The sequence below is a fragment of the Streptomyces sp. NRRL F-525 genome (assembly GCF_000716605.1).
In the GTDB taxonomy this organism is placed as follows: domain Bacteria; phylum Actinomycetota; class Actinomycetes; order Streptomycetales; family Streptomycetaceae; genus Streptomyces.
This window is the reverse complement of record NZ_JNXE01000025.1, coordinates 97,608-114,954: the sequence shown is the minus strand read 5'-3', so window position 1 is coordinate 114,954 and position 17,347 is coordinate 97,608. Positions and strand designations below refer to the sequence as shown.

The 17,347-nt window shown below is 71.2% G+C and carries 16 protein-coding genes; 10 read left to right on the top strand and 6 right to left on the bottom strand.

All coding sequences use genetic code 11. The features are described 5' to 3' along the window. Nucleotides 1-49: 49 nt before the first annotated feature. Nucleotides 50-577 carry a hypothetical protein gene (locus OO69_RS30740; protein WP_051801301.1) on the top strand — a complete coding sequence of 176 codons (528 nt, stop codon included), beginning with the start codon at nucleotides 50-52 and terminating at the stop codon, nucleotides 575-577. Nucleotides 578-602: 25 nt separating this feature from the next. On the opposite strand, the gene OO69_RS30735 is transcribed toward OO69_RS30740, so the two are convergent. Continuing rightward, nucleotides 603-1,505: a calcium-binding protein gene (locus OO69_RS30735; RefSeq protein ID WP_033284084.1), complete on the bottom strand. Its 903-nt coding sequence runs from the start codon at nucleotides 1,503-1,505 to the stop codon at nucleotides 603-605. 202 nt (nucleotides 1,506-1,707) lie between these two features. Continuing rightward, the gene (locus OO69_RS30730; protein ID WP_033284083.1) at nucleotides 1,708-2,832 is read right to left on the bottom strand and encodes an acyltransferase family protein; all 1,125 of its coding nucleotides are present in this window, start codon (nucleotides 2,830-2,832) and stop codon (nucleotides 1,708-1,710) included. A gap of 164 nt (nucleotides 2,833-2,996) precedes the next feature. On the opposite strand from OO69_RS30730, the gene OO69_RS30725 reads away from it, so the two are divergent. Continuing rightward, on the top strand, nucleotides 2,997-4,529 hold the full coding sequence (locus OO69_RS30725) for a membrane protein (protein ID WP_033284082.1): 1,533 nt from the start codon (nucleotides 2,997-2,999) through the stop codon (nucleotides 4,527-4,529). Nucleotides 4,530-4,637: 108 nt separating this feature from the next. Here the strand turns inward: OO69_RS30725 and OO69_RS30720 are convergent, their stop codons facing one another. The 3 genes from OO69_RS30720 to OO69_RS30710 form a co-directional block, all read right to left on the bottom strand. Next, nucleotides 4,638-5,000 carry an antibiotic biosynthesis monooxygenase family protein gene (locus OO69_RS30720; RefSeq protein ID WP_033284081.1) on the bottom strand — a complete coding sequence of 121 codons (363 nt, stop codon included), beginning with the start codon at nucleotides 4,998-5,000 and terminating at the stop codon, nucleotides 4,638-4,640. A gap of 306 nt (nucleotides 5,001-5,306) precedes the next feature. Then, nucleotides 5,307-5,525, bottom strand: coding sequence for a hypothetical protein (locus OO69_RS30715; RefSeq protein WP_033284080.1), 219 nt, complete (start codon nucleotides 5,523-5,525; stop codon nucleotides 5,307-5,309). Next, on the bottom strand, nucleotides 5,522-5,716 hold the full coding sequence (locus OO69_RS30710; RefSeq protein ID WP_033284079.1) for a hypothetical protein: 195 nt from the start codon (nucleotides 5,714-5,716) through the stop codon (nucleotides 5,522-5,524). Before OO69_RS30710 ends, OO69_RS30715 begins: the two co-directional genes overlap by 4 nt. Nucleotides 5,717-5,818: 102 nt before the next feature. On the opposite strand from OO69_RS30710, the gene OO69_RS30705 reads away from it, so the two are divergent. From OO69_RS30705 to OO69_RS30675, 7 genes are all read left to right on the top strand, one after another. Beyond that, complete coding sequence (locus tag OO69_RS30705; protein WP_033284143.1) at nucleotides 5,819-7,057, top strand: helix-turn-helix domain-containing protein; 1,239 nt, start codon at nucleotides 5,819-5,821, stop codon at nucleotides 7,055-7,057. A gap of 490 nt (nucleotides 7,058-7,547) precedes the next feature. Continuing rightward, the gene (locus OO69_RS30700) at nucleotides 7,548-8,786 is read left to right on the top strand and encodes a beta-ketoacyl-ACP synthase III (protein WP_234444573.1); all 1,239 of its coding nucleotides are present in this window, start codon (nucleotides 7,548-7,550) and stop codon (nucleotides 8,784-8,786) included. Between the two features lie 216 nt (nucleotides 8,787-9,002). Next, on the top strand, nucleotides 9,003-9,239 hold the full coding sequence (locus tag OO69_RS30695; protein ID WP_033284078.1) for a phosphopantetheine-binding protein: 237 nt from the start codon (nucleotides 9,003-9,005) through the stop codon (nucleotides 9,237-9,239). Next, the gene (locus OO69_RS30690) at nucleotides 9,236-10,471 is read left to right on the top strand and encodes a beta-ketoacyl-[acyl-carrier-protein] synthase family protein (RefSeq protein WP_033284077.1); all 1,236 of its coding nucleotides are present in this window, start codon (nucleotides 9,236-9,238) and stop codon (nucleotides 10,469-10,471) included. The genes OO69_RS30695 and OO69_RS30690 overlap by 4 nt, the downstream gene beginning before the upstream one ends. Nucleotides 10,472-10,511: 40 nt before the next feature. After that, nucleotides 10,512-11,507 carry a 3-oxoacyl-ACP synthase III family protein gene (locus tag OO69_RS30685; protein ID WP_033284076.1) on the top strand — a complete coding sequence of 332 codons (996 nt, stop codon included), beginning with the start codon at nucleotides 10,512-10,514 and terminating at the stop codon, nucleotides 11,505-11,507. A gap of 68 nt (nucleotides 11,508-11,575) precedes the next feature. Beyond that, entirely contained in the window at nucleotides 11,576-12,346 is a 771-nt protein-coding gene (locus OO69_RS30680; protein WP_033284075.1) for a carboxymuconolactone decarboxylase family protein, read from the top strand. Then, nucleotides 12,343-13,542 (top strand): cytochrome P450, encoded by a 1,200-nt coding sequence (locus tag OO69_RS30675; protein WP_033284074.1) that lies wholly within the window; start codon nucleotides 12,343-12,345, stop codon nucleotides 13,540-13,542. The genes OO69_RS30680 and OO69_RS30675 overlap by 4 nt, the downstream gene beginning before the upstream one ends. A gap of 8 nt (nucleotides 13,543-13,550) precedes the next feature. Here OO69_RS30675 and OO69_RS30670 read toward each other — a convergent pair whose 3' ends face one another. Next, nucleotides 13,551-15,149 (bottom strand): GMC oxidoreductase, encoded by a 1,599-nt coding sequence (locus OO69_RS30670; RefSeq protein WP_033284073.1) that lies wholly within the window; start codon nucleotides 15,147-15,149, stop codon nucleotides 13,551-13,553. A 254-nt stretch (nucleotides 15,150-15,403) separates the two neighbouring features. Between OO69_RS30670 and OO69_RS30665 the strand changes: the two genes are divergently transcribed. Next, on the top strand, nucleotides 15,404-17,344 hold the full coding sequence (locus tag OO69_RS30665; protein ID WP_033284072.1) for a serine/threonine-protein kinase: 1,941 nt from the start codon (nucleotides 15,404-15,406) through the stop codon (nucleotides 17,342-17,344). The last annotated feature ends 3 nt before the right edge of the window (nucleotides 17,345-17,347 follow it).

The following is a 17,347-nucleotide window of genomic DNA, read 5'->3' as shown; positions in this document are numbered from 1 at the left end:
CCAGGCCGGTGCTGGAAGGCTGTCGGCCGGTGTGGACGAGGGGGCGTTCATGGGTGACGGGGGCGGACGGCGACGCCGGTGGTCGTGCCTGGGGATCGTCGTGCTGGTGCTCGCGGCGCTGGCCGGTGGGACCGTCTGGCTGCTGCGGGACGAGTTGTTCCCTCCGTTCGGGGACGCGCGGGCCTGTGCCGGGAGCGATCTGAAGCTGTCGGGTGTGATCACCGCCGCAGGTGCTCCGCTGCCCGCCGACGCGACCGACGTGCACTACTACACACGGAACGGCGGCGCCCAGGTCACGTTCACCAGCCGCCGGACGAAGGACTTCCTGCGCCGTGCGGGCATCCTCCCGGAGGGGAGGGCGCTGTTCGACAAGAAGTACGGGATGCCCGTGGACGCCGTCACCGAGATCCCGTTGCCGGACGGGCTGTGCGGTTCGGCGCTGCGCGTACCCGCCTGGGAGTACCGGTCGACCGCCGCGAACGGCACAGCCGTCGACGTCGTCGTCGAGCGGTCCACGCTGTTCGACGAGGCGTTCCGCGGACCGGCCCGGGCCGTGGTCAGCTACACCACGCCCTGAGCCGGTGCTCAGAGGTCGGCGTGCGTCAGTTCTGGTGGACGACGTTGTGGCCCGGGCCGCCGGACAGGACGTCCGTGCCGGTGCCGCCCCACAGGGTGTCGTTGCCCGAGTTGCCGTAGATCGTGTCGGCGCCGGCGTCGCCGTAGAGGACGTCGTTGCCCGTGCCGCCGTAGATGAAGTCGTTCCCGGCGCCGCCGTGGATCCGGTCGTTGCCGGTGCCGCCGGTCAGGCTCTGGGCGGCCGCGCCACCGGTGATGACGTCGTTGCCGGCCCCGCCGTCGGCCGCGTCGCCGGTGGTCGTGATGGTGTCGTTGCCGTTGCCGCCCTGGGCGATGGTGCCCGCGGCGGCCTTGATGGTGTCGTTGCCGTCGTCTCCCCAGCCCACCGAGTACTTGCCCAGGGCGAGGGTGTCGTTGCCGGTCCCGCCCGAGACGTAGTTGCCGTCGACGCTGCCGTCGTCGGTGGCCTTGTCGTTGCCGGCGCCCAGGTCGATCGAGGCGAAGTAGTACGTCTGGTTCGTCCTGTTGTGGTAAGCGAGCGTGTCGTTGCCGTTGCCGAGCGTCAACTGCACGGTGGGGTACGGGTCTTGACTGTCGAAGGTCGTCACCGTGCAGGACACCTTGGTGTGGTCCGAGGCGCTCGGGTACGCGCAGCCCGTGCCCGCCTTGATGGTGACGACGTCGTCGATGACGTAGGTGATGGTCGAGAGGTTGGTCGTCGACGCGGTGACGACCACCTTGTTGGTCTGGCCCGCGGCGGCCGTGTACAGGACCTCGTTGCCGCCGTTGCCCAGCGCGGCGGTGGCCGGTGCCGTGGCCGCGCCCGCCGTCCCGGCGAGGAGCAGCGGAGCGAGAAGCGCGGTGCCGAGCGCGAGCGTCAGCGCCGAGGCGGAGCGCAGCGTACGGCGACGGGAAGAACGAGAGGACATCGCACAACCTCCGTGGAACGTAAGGGAGTTGACAGAAACCGAGGTGCCGGGACCGGGTGGTCCGGATTCCGGCACAGCGTCTGACCCTCCCTCTCGGCCCTTGGTTGTGCCCCCTTTCGCACGCGTGGCGTATCCCCGTGAAGTGTCAGCCGTGATTCAGCGCGAATTCATGAACTGGACCGCCGATCACCTCCAACCCTCGCTAAGGGGTACGGGCCAGTTCGTCTGCGTCACGACGGAACGCCCACCGCAACTCCGGTTCCATCACGCCCCGGAAGACCCGCCGCACCGGCGGGGTGCACAGCGCGGTCACGACGATCGCGGCGACCACGGTCACCGTGACCTCGCCGAGGGGGCCCCGCATCCACGAAGGGTCGTACCAGCCCCAGGACTTGGCGCCCTGCGCGACGAACCCGTGCAGCAGATAGCCGTAGAGCGTGCCCGCGCCCAGCGCGGTGAACCAGGTGCGGCGGCGCGGCACCCAGGCCAGGAAGCACGCGACCAGGAGCGTCGAGCAGGCGAACAGGGCCAGCGTCATCAGCGGCCCTTCCCAGTCGGGGGCGCCGAGTTGCTCCGCGCTCGCGTTGTGGAACAGCCAGGCGTAGTCGAAGCGCGGGACCGCCCAGTACGCCACGGCGAGCGCGACGACGAACACCGGGACCGCCAACTGCCGTACCTCAGGCCGCCGTACGAGCTGGAAGTGCTCCGGCTTCAGACACAGCCCGAGCACGAAGTACGGCAGGAACTGCAACACCCGTTGCAGATCAAGGTCGTTGCCGATGGAGGGGGACAGCGTCGCCAGCATCGCGATCACCAGCGCCACCGGCAGAGGGTGGCGCACGTGCTTCCAGATCGGCGTGGTCAGCCGCCAGGCGAAGAGCGCCGCCAGGAACCACGTCAGGTACAGCGGGTCCAACAGGCTGATGGCGCGGTCGGGTTGGTGGTCCGTCCAGCGCGTGTACAGCGTGTACGCCGTCTCGAAGACGACGTACGGCACGACAACTCCCCCCAGCAGCCGCCGAATTTGCGGCGGAGTCGCGCGGAAGCTCCGCGAGAAGTACCCGGAGATCACGATGAACGCCGGCATGTGCACGGCGTACACGAGCGTGTACAACGCGGTGACGCTACGGCTGCCGGAGCGCAGCGGCTCCCAGGAGTGGCCGATCGCCACCAGCACGATCGCCAGGTACTTGGCGTTGTCGAAGAAGGGGTCGCGTTGCTTTCCGGGGCCGCGCACCGACGCGGTGGGCTCCGCCGTGGGGGCGGTGGTCGGGGTCGGCCGGGTGGAGCCGGGGGTCTCGGCGGAGGCGGTGGGAGAAGCACGCATTCGGCTCGCCTCACCGCTCCGCGGCGGTTCAAACATCTGGCGCACCACTTTTTTCTCACCCTCTTCTCGCCCTCTCCTTGCCTCCTGCGGGCAGCCTGGCCTGCCACAACACTGCCGGAGAACGCACAAGCGCCCGCCGCGTCGGCCGAGGCACCGTTCAGGGCATGACCGAAGTCGGTGAGGTGACCTGCCGTCCCGGGGCGCGCCGCGCCCTGTGGTTCTTCGTCGCGTTCGGGGCGGCTGGGGCGGTTGTCGCCGGGGCGTGGACGACGTACCGGGGCCCGGACCCGCCGGCGCTGGCCCTCGGCTCGTCGCTCGCGTTCATCGCCTTCGTGGCGCTCCACGCGGTCACCGCCCGGGTGGACGCCGACGCCCGCGGCCTGCGGTCCCGGACGTTGCTACGGCGCTGGAGCCTGCCCTGGTACGAGGTCGCCGACCTGCAGATCCGGCTGAGACACAGAAGCTCGCGGAGCAGTGAGTTCTGCCGGGTGAGTGTGCTGCTGCGGAACGGACACCGACGGACCCTGCCCCTGCCGGTCGGCCGGGCCGCCGAACTCGCCGAATTCCACGACCGGTTGACGGCCCTGCGCGCACTGCACCAGCGCTACGGAACCGACGTCCCGGAGCCCGCCCGCATCCGTGTCGTCTCGGACCGCACCGCCGGGAGCGTCCCGGTGTGGGCGGTCGCCTGGTGCGCGACGCTGCTGATCTGCGCGGGCATGGCGGCGGGGTTCGTGTCGGACGTCGCGGCGGACCAGCGGGCCTGGGAGGCGGCCGTTCCGTGCACGGCCGCGACACCGGTCGCACAGCGCTCGGAGTGCCTGACCTACACCTCGGCCGTGATCGCCCGGACCGACCCCAACCGGCCCAGGACCGACAGCTGGCTGTACTTCACCGACAACCGGCCGTTCGAGCGCCTGCGGGTCCCGGTCGAGGCCGCCGACGGGTTCCGCGCCGGTGACAAGGTCCAACTCACCTTCTGGCGCCACGAGGTGAGGACGATCACCGGTTCGCGCTACGTCTGGCACCAGCACGTCCAGTCCGCCGCGGTGCTGGCCGCCATCGCCGCCGTCGCCGCTCTCGCCGCGGGCTACCCCGGCGCCCAGATCCTGCAGAGCCTGCGCGGCCGCCGCCTCCCCGGCGACGAAGTCCTGCCCTCCGCCTTGCCGTTCACGCTGGTGCTGGCCGGTACGGCGGTGTGGCTGGTCCCCCTCTGCTACCTCCACCCCACGACCCTGTTCGCCTCCGCCACGACGATCACGTGGGCGGCGGCGGGCACGCTCGGCACGGCCGCACTCTTCGGCTGGGCCTGGCGCGCGACCCGCGTCCGCGCACCCCGACCGGCCGAAGTGACCGCGGAACTCCCCGAGTTGGACGGCGAGGTGTTCCTGCCCGCGCGCTTCCTGGAGCACACCGACTACAACCCGTACGGCTTCGGCACCCACATCGCCCTCGGCACCGGCCCGCCCGCGGTGACCCCGGGCCCGGGCCGGTTCGCGGCACGCCGGATACCGGTGGAACGGCTCACCGTGCGGACGGTACGGCGGGTGCGGGGCGGTGACGGAGAGACCGTGCCCAGCGGGTGGCACATCGCCGAACTCGACGACGGGGGGCGGCTGGTGAGGCTGGCTGCGGCGCCGGATGACTTGGCGGTGGTGCTGCGGGAGTTGGGGGTGGCTGTGCGTGAGCCGTCGTAGAGGAGGAGGACGGTCGTGCGTGAGCCGTCGTAGAAGAGGAGGACGTCGTGCACGATCCGTCGTGGACAAGGACGGTCGTGCACGAGCCGCTTCAGACGTGCAGACGCCCTAGCCCTCCTTGGGCCCCGCCTGCTGCACCACCTCGAACGTCCACAGCGTCGCGTCCGTGGCGGCGGGCCTCGGCCGCTCACCCTGAGGGGAACCCTCGGCGGATCCCTGCGCGCCGCCCTCCTGGGACGCACCCCGGTGGGCGGCCTGCCCCATCCCCGACATCCAGTTCTGGAAGTCCTCCTCGGCGCGCCAGCGCGTGTACACGAGGTAGGTGTCGGTGCCCTCGACGGGACGCAGCAGCTCGAACCACTCGAACCCGTCCGAGCTGTCCACCGTCCCGGCCCGGTTCGCGAACCGCTTCTCCAGCGTCTCGCGCTGCTCCTCGGGGACGGTGAGTACGTTGATCTTGACGATGCTCATGGGGTCATTCTCCCAGTCGGCGCCGGGCCGGTTCCGTCGTGGGTCACCCGGCGCACCAGGTCCGCCCAGGTGGCCTGGAGCCGGAGGGGCCGGATCAGGCGGGTGCCGGCCGACTGATCATCCGTAGGTGCCCTGCTCCCTGTTGAGGTGTCTACGGCTCCCGTCTTTTGACCATCCGCCAGAGGGACCGGGCCTGGGGGCACATGGCCTTCACGCACGCCTGGCACGACTGCCCGTGGTCAAGAAGCCTGCGGTACGCGGCAACGTCGTACGACGCCGACGACGTCACCTTGCCGACCGGCGCGCTCACAGCCCACTCCGGCTGCGGGCGTTGGCCACGGCCACGCCCGCCGACAGCCGCTCGGCATCGGTGGGCGGCCGGATCGGCCCTTCGGCGTCCCACTCGCGGCCCCCGCCGACCGGCCGCAGCTGCCAGTGCCGCCCCTCGTGTCCCATGGCCTGGCCGACCTTGCCGGTCGCCACGTCGTACACAAGATCTCCGATTTCCGGAATGAACACGTTCATGCGCACCCACTCCCCTGATGCGTCCGCATTTCGATGTTGAGGTCCGTGACCTTGGACAGGTCGCCGTCCCGACGTGCCGTCTCCCGGTTCCGCGCGAGCACCGCGCAGACGTCGCAGTCGTCGGCCGGCACCGGCTCAGGGTCTGGCAGTCCCAGGTGGACGGGGCCGGTCTCCGTCGTCTTCGTGATCATGATCTTTCGCTCCCCTCGCAGGTCACCCACCCTTACGGCGGACGCCGGCCGTTCCCATCCCGCGGCCCTATAGGAGCGCCCTATATTCGATCCATGGAGAACATGCGCCCCGATCTGTGGACGCATCCGCAGCTCATCGCAGCCGTCGCGGCCGGGGACTGGGGTGCTGTCCTCCGCACCTACCGGAAGCTGACCGGCCTGTCGCAGACCAAGATCGGGGAACGGATCGGCCTGGTGCAGCCGGACGTGTCCGAGATCGAGCGGGGCCGCCGCAGGGTGACGTCCGCCGAGGTGCGGCAGCGGATCGCAGCCGGGCTCGGAATTCCGGCCGACCTCATCCGTGCGGGGTCCATGGCCCCGGCTCAGGCGGTCGCCGGTCTGGTCCTCCCGGGGCCGGGCCCTGACGATGATCTGCTGACCCGGGTGACGACCGTTGTCGGCAACGGCAACAAGGTCGACGCCCCCACTCTCGACTGGCTGGACCGACTCCTGGCCGAACACCGCAGGGCGGAGGACGAGATCGGATCGCGCCCGCTCGTCGGGATCATGCGGCAGCAGCTCGGCACGGTGGTCGACCTGTACGCGAGCGCCCGTGGCCCACTGGCCGACCGAGTTGTCCGGCTGGCTTCCGAACACGCGCAGTTCCTCGCATGGATGGCGCAGGACCAGGGGCAGACGGCCGCCGCGCTGGCGTGGTACGACCGCAGCCACGAATGGGCGCTGGAGGCCGGGGACGCCAACATGGCCGCGACCACGCTGTCCATGAAGGCCCACATGGCGTGGTCCGGCGGTCGCGGAGACCGGGCCGTCCGGCTGGCCGACGCGGCGCGTTGGTCGGCCCCTGGCACGTCCCTGGGGATTCAGGGCATGGCCGCTCAGATGGCCGCCCGGGGGCACGCCCTCAACGGCGACGGCGACGACGCGGAACGCCTCCTGGACGAGGCGCAGGACATGATCAGCCGGGCGGCCGAACACCCGGAGGACGAACCGCCGTGGATGTACTTCTACGGCGAGACATGGTTCACGCTGCAACGCGGCATGGCCGCCATGCACTTGCGAGACTGGCAGACGGCCGTCGATCACCTGACGGTCGGTCTGGCCGCTCTGCCCGACGACTACCGGCGCGACCGGACCTGGTACAAAACGTGCCTCGCGCACGCCTTGGCCGGGGCAGGTGAAGCCGCTCAGGCCCTCGCGGTAGCCGCGGAAGCGGTGCCGGACGCCGACGCCATCGGCCGTCCTCACGCCTGGAACGAACTCCACACGACGGCCGCCGTGTTACTGCGCCGTGGGGCGCAGGAGGGGCGCCAACTCGTCACCATGCTCGGCGAGTTCGACTGACGCTCCACACGCCTGCCGGGATGGTTCAGGGCCATCGTGGTTTTCTGGACGCTGATCGACAAGGCGAATTCCAAGAGGTCGCCCAGTGCTACGGCGGGAGCAGGGCGATCCTCCATCCGGCCCTCGGCCGCATCACCGTCGACGCCCAGGTCCTGTTCACGGAGAACCGCACCCGAACTGCCTTGACCATTAAGCCCGTTGGCGCCCCGCCGACATCGCGGCCGCCCACGCCCACGCCAGCCGTCACGAACTGACATGACCCCATGGGCGGTTGTGCGTCGAACGGCCGCCTCCAAGCGCCCTCTTTCGGGTGATCTGCGAGCTACATAACAGACGTAACGTTTCCTCACTTCGTGCTCTGAGCTGCGCTTATGTCGAAAACGGGCCCGAACTGGTCACGCGTTCGAATCGCGTCACGCCCCCGCCCGGATCTTGATCCGATCTACAGTCGTGCACGCTCGTCCAAGATCACTTCCCCATCGAGGCGTGTGTGACCTTCCGACTGCCCAGCGCAGCCCCGCTCTTGAGAACGCCGCAGACGGCGGTCCTCGAGGGCATCGCCGGTTTCGTCCCCCCGGACGCGGTGCCGAACCACGCCCTGCCCGCCGCGTGGGACGTCGACGACGCCTGGGTCCGCCGCCGCACCGGCATCGGCGAACGCCGCCGCGCGGCACCGGGCGTGACCACCGGCGACCTCGCGCTGGAGGCGGCCGGCCGCGCGCTCGCGGTCGCCGGCGGCCCCCTGGTCGACGCCGTGATCGTCGCCACCTCGACCTCGGACCGACCGATGCCCGCCATGGCGCCCCGACTGGCCACCCGCCTCGGCCTCGGCGAGATCGCCGCGTGGGACGTCTCCGCCGCGTGCAGCGGTTTCGTCTACGGCCTTGCCGCCGCCGTCGGCGCTCTGACCTCGGGATGCGCCGACCGGGTCCTGCTGGTCGCGGCCGAGGTGTACTCGACGCTGCTGGACCCGCAGGATCGTTCCGCCGGAATCCTGTTCGGCGACGGCGCGGGGGCGGTGGTCCTACGGCGCGGTGAGCGCGACGAGCCGGGTGCCGTGCTGGCGCTGGACCTCGGCGGCGACGGTTCGGGCGAGGAGCTGATCCAGGTGCCCGGCGGTGGTGCGCGCGAGCGTTCCCGGCCCGGTGAATTCGGCCCGGACGACCGTTACTTCCGTATGCGGGGGCGTGAGGTGTACCAGCATGCGGTGACCCGTATGACCCAGTCCGCCCACGCCGTGCTCAAGCGCGCGGACTGGGCGGCCGAGGATGTGGACCGGTTCTGCGCCCATCAGGCCAACGCCCGCATCCTGTCCGCCGTCGGCGACCGCATCCCGGTCCCCGGCGAACGGCACGTCACCAACATCGCGCGCGTCGGCAACACCGGCGCCGCGTCCATCCCGCTGGCCCTGGCCGACGCCGCCGCGCGGGGTGAACTCCGCTCCGGGGAAAGGGTGTTGCTGACCGCCTTCGGCGCCGGACTCACCTGGGGCTCGGCGGCCCTGGTGTGGCCGGAACTGCCGCCCGTGCCGCACGTCGACACAGCCGGCGCGGATGCCGAGGTCGTACCCGTACCCGTACCCGTACCCGCTGCCGACCTGGCCGACCCGGCCACCGACCTGGCCGAAGATATCGACCCGGCTACCCAGGCGGCTACCGACCCGGCCGACCCGGTTACCGACGTGGCCGACCCCGCCACCGACCCGGCCCCGCGGACCCAGATCGCCTGAGACCAGCCTCACCCAACATCAACCTCGCCTCACATCAACCTCGTCTGACATCAGCCCCGTTCGAGACCGACCTCACCTCAGACCAACCCCGCCCGTCCCCGCGTACGCCCGCCGCTCGCCCCCCTCGGCGTCCGCACCGCAAAAAACAGGTCGGACGCCTCGGTTCCGGAACGCCTCTCGCCCTGGAACACCGCTCGCCCCACCGAAAGGACCCCCATGTCCCCCGCCCAGACCGCCGTGACCGCCGTACTCACCGAGAAGTTCGAGGTCAGCGCCGAGAGCATCCGGCCGGAGGCCACCCTGGAGAGCCTCGACCTAGACTCCCTCGCGCTGGCCGAACTCGCCCTCGCGCTCCAGGAGCAGCTCGGGGTTCCGGTCGCGGAGGAAGAGGCCGCCAAGCACAGCACCGTGGGTGAGCTCGTCGCCGCGCTGAACGCCAAGCGGGAGCGATGAAGGCGGCGTCCGCGCCCGTGTCCGTCACCGGCCTGGGGCTCATCACCCCGGCCGGGGTCGGCCGCGAGGAGACCTGGAAGGGGGTCCTGAGCGGGCGGTCAACCGGTGCCACCGACCCCGAACTCAAGGGCTGCGCCGTGGACTTGTCCTGCCGTATCCCGCTGATGACCCCGGAGCAGGCGCGGATCGGCGGCGGAAAGGCCTGGCGGATGGGCCGGTTCAGCCAACTCGCCCTGCTCGCGGCACGCGAGGCCGTCGCCGACGCCGGGCTCGACCCGGCCGGGTGGGACGGGACGCGGGTCGCCGTGGTGATCGGCTCGGGGCTGGCCGGGGCCGCGCATCTGGAGGACCAGACGATCCGCCATCACCAGGGCGGACCCGAGCTGGTGTCACCCGCGCTCGTGCCCATGCTGATCTCCAACATGGCCGCCGGGGAAGTGTCGTTGGACCTCGGCGCGCACGGCCCGTCCCTGGCGACCGAGACCGCGTGCGCGTCCGGGGCCAGTGCCCTGGCCGTCGCACGGGGGCTGCTGCTCGCCGGGTTGTGCGACATCGCGGTGGCGGGCGGCGCGGAGGCGGCCGTCACCCCGGTGATCGCCTCCGGCTTCCAGCGGATGGGCGCGCTGTCGTCCCGGGTCGACGAACCCGCCGCCGCCTCACGGCCGTTCGCGGTGGACCGGGACGGGTTCGTGATCTCCGAGGGCGCCGCGGTCCTCGTCCTCGAACGCGAGGCGGACGCGCGGGCGCGTGGAGTGCGGCGGTACGCCCGGCTCGCGGGCGCCGGTCAGACCTCCGACGCGCATCACCCGACTGCCCCCGCGCCGGGGGGAGTTCACGCCGAGGCCGCGCTGCGGGCGGCGCTCGCGGAGGCGGGGCTGCGCCCGGCCGACGTCGATCACGTCAACGCGCACGGGACCTCGACACCGCTGAACGACCTGACCGAGGCGGAGTTGATCGCGCGGGTGCTGCCGCACCGGCCAAGTGTCACCGCCGCCAAGGGAGTTCTGGGCCACAGCCTCGGCGCGGCCGGTGCGATCGAAGCGGCGCTCACCGCCCTCACCATCCACCGCTCCACCGTCCCGCCGATCGCCAACCTCACCCCGGACAACCTCCCCTTCGACCTGGACTGCGTCACGGGCGAGCCCCGCGGCCAGCGCGTCCGGGCCGCCGTCAGCCACTCCTTCGGGTTCGGCGGGCACAACGTCGTGCTCCTCCTCACCGCCGGGGACTGAGCCGGGGCCCGAGCCCAGACCGACGACCGAGGAGGGACCAATGACCGTTCACAGCACCATCGTTCACGCCACCGTCCACATCCCCGAGGGACGCCAGACCGTGGCCGCCGTCGAGGACCGGTTCCGGGCGGGCAGCCCCGCCGTACCGCTCTCGCGCGGGGTGCTCCAGCGCATGTACGGCCTGGCCGAGCGCACCGTGGCCGACGACCTGGAGCAGCCCTCCGACCTGGCCGCGCACGCGGCCCGGCGCCTGTTCGAGGACACCGGCACCGAACCTGGCGCCGTCGACCTGCTCCTCTACGCCGGGATCCTCGCCGACATGGAGGAGCCGGCCACCGCCCATGTCGTCGCCGACAAACTCGGCCTGGGCTGCCCGGTGTTCGACCTGAAGAACGCCTGCAACGGAGTCCTCAACGCCCTTGAGGTCGCCGACGCGTTCATCCGGAGCGGGCAGTACCGGCGGGTGATGGTGACCACCGCCGAGGTCAGCACCCGGGAGAGCCGGTGGCAACTGGACGACCCCGCCGACCTGTTGACCGCGCTACCCAGCCTCAGCACCGGCGACATGGGCTCGGCCCTGCTGGTGGAGGCGGGTGACCGGCCCGGCATCCTCGGCTCGCGCTTCTTCGCCAACTCCTGGGGCTGGCGCGCGGCGACCCTGCCCAACCCGTACGCGCAGCACCGCACACTCGGCCATCTCCGCATCGACTCCGCCGAGTTGGTGGGGTCGTTCGACGGGCTGCCCGACAAAGTGCGGGGCGCGCTGCGGGAGTTGGGCGTCACGGGCGACGACCTCGACCTCGTCTGTGTGCACCAGCCGTCGGTGCCGTTCACCAAGGTCGTCTGCGACTGGGTGGGCGTGGACCAGAGCCGCATCCTGGCGACCTTCCCCACCCATGGCAACGTCGCCACCAACACCATCCCCCTCCAACTCGCCGCTGCCCTCGACAGCGGCCGCCTCCAACGCGGCGACCTGGTCGGCATGTTCGGCTTCGCGAGCGGGGCGAGCGCGGGGGTGGTCGTGTGCCGCTGGTGAACGTCGCCGGCCCATCACGACAACTCCCCAGCCCCCGACACCGTACGAACGCGAAGGCACAAGGCGCCATGACCCCGACCCGCACCCCCCACACTCCCCGAATCCCACCCCTCCCGCCCGCCCAATGGCCCCCGGTCCTCCGGTCGTTGCTCGCCGACTCCCGGCAGGACGGCCCCGGCCGGGAGAACCTGTTCGGCACCCTCGCCCACCACCCGGTCCTCGCGCACGCCTGGCTCTCCCTCGCCCGGGTCCTCACCCACGAGGGCACACTCGGCCACCGCAGACGGGAGTTGATCGTGCTGCGGGTGGCCCACCGCCTCGACGCGCCCTACGTCCACGGTCGGCACCGCACCCGGGCCGAGGATGCCGGACTGACGGCCGTGGAGATCGACGCGACGGCTGCCGACCTGGCCGTCCACCCCTGGCAGCCCGAGGACCGCGCCCTCCTGGAGGCGGCCGACCTGCTGTCCGTCAACTCCTCCATCCCCGAGGGACTTTGGGACCGCCTCGCCCGCGCCCTCACCCCCGAGCAACTCGTCGAACTCCTGGTCCTGGCCGGTCAGACCGCCACCATGTGCACGACGCTCAACACCCTCCGCACCCCCTCCGACCGGCAGCCCTCGCTCACCGTGCTCCTGGAACGGAACCGCTGTTGCAGCGCGGGCCAGTGCGTGGGTGTGGCGCCCGAGGTGTTCGAGCAGGACGAGGCGGACGGCCGGGTGGCGCTGCTCGTGCCGGAGCCGGACGCGCGGTACGCCGACGAGGTGCGCTTCGCCGCCGACCTGTGCCCCAGCGGGGCCATCACGCTCGTCGACCACGAGGAGACAGCCCACCCATGACAGCGACCGCCACTGCCCTCAACCTCCCGGCCCCCTATGGCAGTTGCCCTTTCGACCCGCCGCCCGCCTACACCGCCGCCGCCCGCGAGGCCGCCGTCACCCGGGCCACGCTCCCGGACGGCACCGCGTGCTGGCTGGTCACCGGGTACGACGAGGTACGGGCCGTGCTGGCAGACGCCCGCTTCAGCGCGGACGCGCGCACACTGGGGTTCCCGTTCCTGTCCGCCGGGCAGCGTGAACTGGCCACCGCCAAGCCGAGTTTCATCCGCATGGACGACCCCGAGCACGCCCGCCTGCGCCGGATGGTCACCAAGGACTTTCTGGTCAAGCGGATCGAGGAACTGCGCCCGGGCATCCAGGACATCGTCGACCGGGCCGTGGACCGCATGACCGAGGACCGCACCGAGGCCGACCTGGTAGCGGACTTCGCGCTGCCGATCCCGTCGCTGGTCATCTGTCTGATGCTCGGGGTGCCGTACGAGGACCACGACCTGTTCCAGTCCCTCAGCCGTACCCTCCTCGACAACCGCACCACCCGCCCGGAGGCGGAGCGGGCGCACGCTCAACTCATGGGCTATCTGGCGGAGTTGGCGGAGCGCAAGCGTCGCGAGCCCGGTGACGACATCCTCAGCCGCCTCGCCGCCCGCGACGACCTGACCGACCAGGAGACCGCGTCACTCGGCTTCCTCCTCCTGGTCACCGGGCACGAGTCCACCGCCAACATGACCGCCGTCAGCGTGCTCGCCCTGCTGCGCCGCCCCGACCAGGCGGAACTCCTGCGCGAGCAACCGGAGTTGGTGCGAGGCGCCGTGGAAGAACTCCTGCGGCACCTCACGATCATCCACCTCGGCCTCGGCCGGGCGGCGACCGAGACCGTGCGGGTGGGCGAGGTGACGATCCCGGCGGGCGAGGGCGTGATCTGCATGCTGTCCACCGCCAACCGGGACGAGCAACTCTTCGCGTCCGGCGACGACTTCGACCTCACCCGCGACGCCCGCCGCCATGTCGCCTTCGGCTACGGCATCCACCAGTGCCTGGGCCAGACCCTGGCCCGCGTGGAACTCCAGATCATCCTCACGACGCTGCTACGCCGCCTGCCCACCCTGCGCCTCGCCGTCCCCGCCGACCAACTCACCTACAACCAGGACAACATCGTGTACGGCCTGCGGGAACTCCCGGTGACCTGGGCGCCGTAGCCCTGTGGTCAGAACACCCGCCCGAGGTCCTGCTGCACGATCGTCCGCATGCTGTGTTCCGCCAGCGCGGCGATCGTCATCGACGGGTTGCAGGCGCCGGTGGAGCCGGGGATGCGGGCGCCGTCGAGGACGTAGAGACCCTTGTGGCCCAGCACGCGGCCGGTGAGGTCGACGGCGTCGCCGAACGGGACTCCGCCCAACGAGTGCCAGGTGGAGGGGGCTTGGGCGTTGGTGTCGATCATCAGGCCGCCGCCCGCGGTGGCGATGTCCTGCATCTTGCCGGCGATCAGCGTCTGCAACTCGGCGTCCGTGTCCGTCGGCCAGGTGAGGACGGCGTCGTCGGTCGAGGCGTCGTAGGCCCAGGTGCCCGCGCCGTCGACGATGCCGAAGCCGACGACGGTCAGGGCCGTAACTCCCGTCTGCTGTATGGGAGATCCGGCGTGCACGACCGTCAGCGGGATCGCGCTGCTCGGGTCGCGGCCGCCGACGCAGGCCGGGCCGCCCTGTTGGGTGCCCGCGTCGCCGGTCGGGTTGATCCAGGCCCAGATGCGGTCGCCGTTGTTGCCCCAGCCGGTGCCGATGGCGTCGGGCAGGTCCGGAATCAGGTTCTTGGCACGGGACTTGACCAGGAGACGGGTGGTCCCGGGCGAGCCCGCGTTGAGGAAGACCGCGTCCGCCGTGATCCGGATCTGCTCCTGGACGGTGCCCGCCGTGTCGATGCGGTCGACGGACAGCACCCACTTCTTGTTCGCGTCCATCGCGAGGTCGCGGACGATGTGGAGGGGCGCCACCTGCACGAGTCCGGTCGACTCCGCCTGCGCGAGATAGGTGACGTCGATGGAGTGCTTGCCGCCGTTGTTGACGCCGAAGGCGATGTCGCTGGTGGTGTACGTCGGGTCGTACAGACCCGCCAACTCCCCCCGCGCGTAGGCCCAGTCGATGGGCAGCGGGACCTTGAACGGGGTCAGGCCCGCCTTAGGCGCGATGTCCTGGAAGAGCCGGGACGACTTGTAGGGGTCGGAGGCGAGCACGTCGTAGGGGATGGTGGAGATGCCCAGCATCCGGGCGACGGTCGGGTAGGCCCAGAGGTCGAGGTCGTCGTAGAGGCCGGCCGCCTGGGGGATGGACGTGGCGAAGTCGGCCTTCGTGGGCTGCAGGGTCATGCCGTGGTACATGATCGATCCGCCGCCGACGGCCGCGCCGCACATGGCGGTCATGCCGTTTCCTACGACGGCTTCGAGGACGCCCGTGTAGGGGGTCCAGGTCTGGGTGCCGCCGCCGACGATGGCGTGGTCGGTGAGCCAGGCGGAGCGGTTGTCCATGTTCGCGAAGCGGCAGAACGTCGTCGCGTTCGGGCCGGTCGGCCAGCGCCTTCCGCGCTCCAACACGAGGGTGGAGACGCCGGCTTGGGCCAGCCGTAACGCGGTGACTCCGCCGCCGAAACCGGTGCCGACGACGACGGCCCGTTCGCGGAGTTCGGTGACGGCGGGCGCGGTCGCCGCGTGTGCCTTGGTGGTGCCGGCCAGGGTGGCCGCCGCGCCGATCGCCGTCGCGGCGAGCAGGCTGCGGCGGCTGAGGGTGGGGTGGGGGGAGATGCGTTCGGGCATGGGGGGACTCCGGCAACCGTAGGGGGAGTGCGAGTCGCCGGGAGCGTAGCGCGATCGGACATGTCATTGTCAACAAACGGAAATGCAATTCTCTTGAGAGAGAGGGTAGTTGCCGTCGCGTGGTGTGGCGGTTCGGGGTGGGTCCGTCCGAAGTCCGGTGAATCCGATCACCCCCAAGTGCCCGGTCTGTACACTCCGTTACCCGTCAGAACCGTGAGTGAGTGCATACGTGCGTGAGGGCGAGGGGTGGGACGGTGTCGGTGACGCCAGCGGCCGGGGACAGGATCGACGGCCGGTATCTCCTGCACGAGCCCATCGGCACCGGCGGCATGGGCGTCGTCTGGCGGGCGTGGGACGAACGGCTGCAGCGCTGGGTCGCGGTCAAGTGCGCACGCCTGGACGACGATCGGGCCACCCGGCGGCTCATGGACGAGGCGCGCAACGCGGGACGGCTGCACCACCCGAACATCGTGGCCGTCTTCGACTACATCGACGAGGGCACCACCTGCTGGATCGTCATGGAGTACGTCCCCTCCCGCAGCCTCGCCCAACTCATGGCGGAACGCGGCCCGTTGGCGCCGGAGGAGGCCGGGTCGATCGGCTGCCAGATCGCGGACGCGCTGGTGAAGTCGCATCGCGCGGGCGTGGTGCACGGCGATGTGACCCCGGAGAACATCCTCGTCACCGACGAAGGCATCGCCAGACTCACCGACTTCGGGATCTCCCGGGCCCTGGGCAACGACGTCACCCAGAGTGCGACGGGCAGTGTGCGCGGCAAACCCCGGTATCTGGCCCCCGAGGTGGCCAAGGGGCAGCCGGTCGGCCAGAAGGCGGACGTGTTCTCCCTGGGCGCCTCGCTGTTCACGGCGGTCGAGGGGCAGTCGCCGTACGGCGAGGCCGAGCACCTGATGACGTATCTGGCCCGGGCGGTCGAGGGACGCATCGAGCCCACCACCCGGGCCGGCCAACTGACCGGACCACTCGGTGAGTTGCTGGAGGTGGAGCCCCGGGACAGGCCCGACGCCGCGCGGGCGCTCAAGCTGCTGCGGAGCGCCACCCCGCCACCCGCGGACGTCCAGGACCGGATCGACCGCGGCACCCTCGCGCTCACCTCCCCGACCATCCGGCTGGGCCAGGCCCTGCGCCGTACCCGGGACGCCGTCACGGTCCCGACCAGGCGCCCGCGCGCCCTGGTGATCACGGCCGCGGCGGTGGTCACGGCCGGTGCGCTCGCGGCCGGGCTGGTGTTCCTCGCCCCCTGGGACTCGAAGGGCTCGGACGGCACGGACACCGCCCGGACCGACGCGAAGCCCTCGGCCCCGGCGCGGGCCGGCACCATCGGCGACGAGCGCACGGCCGACCCCTGCGGGCTGATCGACGCCGCCTCGCTGAGCCGGTTCGGGGACACCGTGCTGGACCCGGACTACGGCGAGATCGACCGGTGCGACGTCATCGTGCTCAACAACAGCGGTGACGACAACGCGGATGTGCAGGTCGACCTCGACTCCGACCGCGACACCTTCGACAACATCCAGAGCACCCATCTGGTGCCCGGCACCCAGCTCACGGTCGTGACGCTCAAGCGGGACAAGGAGTTCTGTGAACGGGCCGTGCTGACCCCGGACGGCAGACAAGTCAAGGTCAGCGGGCACCAGTTGGGCGACCCGGCACCCGACCCCTGCCAATTGGCCGACACGGCCACCGATCACGTGGTCGGCGTGCTGGCCCACGGCCCGGTACCCCGGCGTACGGTGGCGCCGGCCGCGAAGTCCCTGGTCGGCCTCGACGCCTGCACGCTGCTCGACGCCGCCGAACTCAAGCGGCTGCCCGGCGTTCGATCCGCCAACCAGGACCGAGGTTTCGGCTCTTGGGAGTGCGACTGGTCCAGCGACGGGAACGGCGACCGCGAGGTGCAGATCCAGTTCAGCCGGGACAACTCGCTGGACGGCGACGACGGAACGCTGGTGAACGTCGCCGGCACCAAGAGCTACTACACCGCGAACGACGTCGAGGACGACAGCTGCACCGTACGCACCCCGCACCGCACCTACACGGACTCCGCCGGCGAACGCACCACGGAGATCGTCCAGTTGACGGTCTACGCCCCGGAGTCGACCCGCCAACTGTGCGACAGCGCGGCGGAGTTCGCGTCGGTCGTCGTGCACAACATCGCGAGGAGACTGGCGGACCGGTGACTG